Annotated in this window: 3 protein-coding genes; 1 reads left to right on the top strand and 2 read right to left on the bottom strand. The window is 67.6% G+C overall.

The features are described 5' to 3' along the window. The coding region (locus AC1VAN_RS13645) for a hypothetical protein (RefSeq protein ID WP_480985990.1) at positions 1–1,467 on the bottom strand (1,467 nt) is incomplete at its 3' end. Positions 1,468–1,641: 174 nt separating this feature from the next. On the opposite strand from AC1VAN_RS13645, the gene AC1VAN_RS13640 reads away from it, so the two are divergent. Continuing rightward, positions 1,642–3,723: an SMP-30/gluconolactonase/LRE family protein gene (locus tag AC1VAN_RS13640; RefSeq protein WP_032975547.1), complete on the top strand. Its 2,082-nt coding sequence runs from the start codon at positions 1,642–1,644 to the stop codon at positions 3,721–3,723. Here the strand turns inward: AC1VAN_RS13640 and AC1VAN_RS13635 are convergent. Then, positions 3,701–4,108: a YciI family protein gene (locus AC1VAN_RS13635; protein ID WP_032975546.1), complete on the bottom strand. Its 408-nt coding sequence runs from the start codon at positions 4,106–4,108 to the stop codon at positions 3,701–3,703. The genes AC1VAN_RS13640 and AC1VAN_RS13635 overlap by 23 nt on opposite strands. Between the last annotated feature and the right edge of the window lie 48 nt (positions 4,109–4,156).

Genomic DNA, 4,156 nt, shown 5'->3' with positions numbered 1-4,156 from the left:
GATCGCGGCACGCACATCGGCACGCTGTTTCAGTTCGCGCCAGCGCTCGTCGGCCACCCGCTCCGCGGGCAGCGAGGGATACACGCGCATGTCCTGCAGGCTGAGCAGTGCGTCGGTGCGATCCTCTGCGGATTCCAGTTGGCTTATCAGCGCGGCTGCGGCGGCCTCCATGTCGCCTTCTTCAATCAGCAGCTCCATATGGATCTGGGGTGCGTCCTTGCGGTGGCTGACGATTTCCGCGCGCGCGGCCGCCGCTGCCGCCAGATCGTTGTTCTCGCGCGCATGCACGAAGGTCAGGTAGGCGCGCGCCGCCAGCCCGAAGGGCGACAGCCCGTCCATGCCGGCAAGCAGGGTGTCGCTCTCGCGTTCGTGGCCAGTGGCAGACAGCATGAAGGCCAGATTCATGCGGTGCTCGGCCGCGTCCGGSCCAAGGGCACCGACCGCATCGGTCAGTCGTGCGGCCGCCACAGAGTCGTCGATGCGATCCAGCCGGCGCAGTGCCAGCGTGCGGTAGTCCAGCAGCCACGCCAGCCACGTTGCCTCCTCACCCGCAGGACGCTGGCCGGCACTGACCATCCGCGCCATGTCATCGGTGAACTGCACGATCTGCTCGTTCTCGCCCACCATCAGCTGGATGAAGCCGAACGCAGCCAGCTTGGCATTCAAGCGGCGGTCGAGCAGGCCCGACACGCGCAGGTCATCCAGCTTGCGCTGTGCCACCTGCTGCGGATCGAACCGCGGATCGCGGCGATCGACGTAGCGGTCGAAGCGCTTGTCGCTGCGCAATGCGATCACCTCCAACGGTGTATCGATGCGGGCAATCGTGGCAGCTGCCTCTGCGCTGCGGCCGTGCTCGACCTGCAATGTCGCCAGCACCAGCCAGAGGCCGGTGGGTTCAACGCCATCCCCCGTCCACTGGTTGTCGAACAGGCTCTTCAGCAGGGCCATGCGTTGAGCCGGCTGCGCACGCAGCGTGTACTGCAGGTAGCTGACGGTCTGCATATCAACCTGCACTGGGCCATCTGCATGGGTGGCCGCTTGCAGCAGGTGTAGGGTTGCGGCGGCGGTGTTGTCCTCGGCCAGTTCCACCGATACCAGGGTGGCCAGCGTGGCCGGGTCGTTCGGCAGCGCGGTCAGTGCCTGCTGCAGGTAGCGGCGGGCAACGCCGGGGGCATCCTGCATCAACGCGGTGGCACCGGCGATCTGCGCGTTGCGCCCACGCACGGCGGGCTCCAGACGGGCGAACAACGGATCGTCCATCAGCCGTTCGAACGCGATCATGGCACCCAGCATGTTGCCGCTGCCGGCCATCATCAACGCCGACTCCCACCGTTGCTGGTAGGCGGAAAAGGGGGTATCCGCGATCTCCTGCGCTGGCGCCTCGGGATGGGGCTCGACGGCGTGTGCAGATGCTGCCGCCAGCACGGTGAGCAGCAGCGCGGCGAGAGGCAGGGTAGGTCGGGACATGACGGCATCCATCCTTGGAAAGTGCGTTGATTTGAATGCGAAGTGCGTTGATTTGAACCCGCGAAGGGCTGCCACCACAAGCACCCCCGCATTTGCAGCGGCGCGGCCTTGGCAGCCGGGAGTGCAGCGACTATCGTCTGACCCTCTTCACGGTCTGGCAGGCGAACAGGAACGATGGCACGGCGGCATTGGATGGCGGCAGGCGTAGTGGTGGCAACAGCGGTGGCGCTGGCGGCAACCTGGTGGGAGTTCCCGGCATCGGGCCCGACAGTAGCGAGTGGCCCGGCCGCCACGCCGCTGGGCTGGACCGCACAGATCGAACTGCTGGCTGGTGATGGCCATCCCGGTGATCGCGATGGCGCCGCCGCACAGGCACGCTTTGCCGACCCCTACGCGCTGCTGGCCAGTGCCAATGGCAGCGTCTACTTCACCGATGCCGGTGACAACAACCGCATTCGCCGCCGCCTGCCCGATGGCCGTATTGAAACGGTAGCGGGGCAGGGCGAGGGTCGTGTTGATGGGCCTGCCCTGCAGGCAAGTTTCAACACGCCTTCGGGTATTGCCGCCGATGCGCAGGGCAACCTGTATGTGGCCGACACCGGCAATCATGCGATCCGGCGCGTCAGTACCGATGGACAGGTGACGACGCTGGCCGGTGGCCAGCAAGGCTTCGCCGATGGTCCTGCCGCGCAGGCGCGCTTCGATGGGCCGATGGGCATCGCCGTGGATGCGCAGGGACAGGTCTATGTGGCTGATACCTGGAATGACCGCATCCGGGTGATCGGTACCGATGGCAACGTGCGTACGTTGGCCGGCGGCGACCGCCCGGGCTTCGCCGATGCGCTTGGCGCTGACGCTCGTTTCGATACACCGGTGGCGCTGGCCTTCGATGCGCACGGCGCACTGCTGGTGGCCGATCTGTTCAACAACGCAGTGCGGCGCGTCGGCACCGATGGCATGGTCAGCACCGTCGTTGCCCGCGGGGAGGTCATCAATGGCCCGCTGTCACTGGCCACCACGCATGACGGCGTGCTGTACGTGGGTGACCTGGATGGACGCATCGTGCAGGTGACCCCGCAGGGGCATCAGCTGGCACTGCTGGGCAATGACCGCCTGCCACGCCTGGCGCGCCCCAGCGGTCTGGCGGTGGAGGCCGACGGCACCCTGCTGGTGGCCGATTCCGCGGCTTATCGCCTGCATCGCCTGCGCCCGTTGCCGGTGGGTGAACTGCCCGCACCGGCGCTGGTGGGCCCGGCCTCGGATGCGGCGCTGCCGGACAGTGGCGGGCGCTGGCCACTGGCACCGCAGGATGGCTGGCACGAAGTGGTGGGCACGCTCGGCGAGGTGCGCGGCACCTTCCAGGGCGAGAGCCGCCACCACCTGCACGGCGGCTTCGATGTGCGCGGCGATGTCGGCCAGACCGTACTGGCGATCGCCGAGGGCAAGATCAGCAGCCCGATTGCCGCCTGGAGCCTCGGTGGGCAGGCTGAGGGCCTGGCCGTGGACCGGTTGAAATACATCCACATGCGCGTCGGTCGCACGCCACGCGGCGAACCGTTCGACGCGCGCTGGCAGCCGCTGTACGCCGAAGACGGCACGCTGGAGCGCATCCGCGTGCGCCGTGGTACACGCATCCACGTCGGCGACCGCCTGGGCAGCATCAACAACCAGGCGCACGTGCACCTGGCCGTGGGCAATGGCGGTTTCGAGACCAATGCGGTGGCGCTGGGGTTCAAGGGCTATGCCGACCACTTCGCGCCGCGCATCACCGATGTGGCGCTGCTGGACGACAACGACCAGCCACTGGCCGCCGGCAGCGATGGCGTGGTGATGCTGGCCCGGCAGGGACGCGGCGTGCAGATCGTGGTGGAAGCCTGGGACCAGGTGGACAACAACCTGCCGCGTCGCCGGCTGGGGCCGTACCAGGTGGGCTACCAGATCCTCGATGCCGCCGGGCAGCCACTGCAGGGCTACGAGCAGCCGCGCTGGAACATCGTCTTCAACCGCATGCCACCGCAGAAGCAGGCGGTGAAAGTGGCTTACGCACCCGACAGCGGCATCACCGTGCATGGCAGCGCGGTCACCCGCTTCCGTTATCTGGTGACCAACACCGTGCGCGATGGGCTGATGGAAACCGGGCGCTGGCAGCCGGCGGCGTTGCCGCCGGGCGAGTACATCGTGCGTGCCAGTGCGCGCGACTACAGCGGCAACGAAGGCGTGGGCCCGCGCGACATCAGGGTACGGCTGCTGCCATAGCCGCGGCCGGGGCGCCGCAGCGTTCGCGCTCGGCGTCCATGTCTTCCAGCGGCCGCACCTCGATGCTGCCGAAGCGGGCCCACGGGAAGCCCTGGGCGATACGCATGGCCTCATCGCGGTCACGAGCAACGATCAGGTTGAAGCCGGCCAGCAGTTCGCGGGTTTCGGCGAAGGGGCCATCGAGTATCCGGCTGTGACCATCGCGCACGCGCAGGGTCTGCGCTGATTCGATCGGCTGCAGTTTCTGCGCGGCCAGCAACGTGCCTTCGGCCTGCAGTTTGTCGGCATGGGCGAGGCAGTCGCGCATCAACGTATTGAAGTCGTCGATGGGCAGTGTGCGCAGCAGTGACGGGTCGATGTAGATCAGAAGCAGGTACTGCTGCATGGCGGAGTCCTGGCGGGGGCGGGGGTCCATGATCGCGCAGGTTTGCGC

This window comes from Stenotrophomonas sp. 05L44_2 (assembly GCF_056665995.1).
Note: the sequence above shows the minus strand (reverse complement) of the source record. Positions and strands in the feature narration are given on the sequence as shown.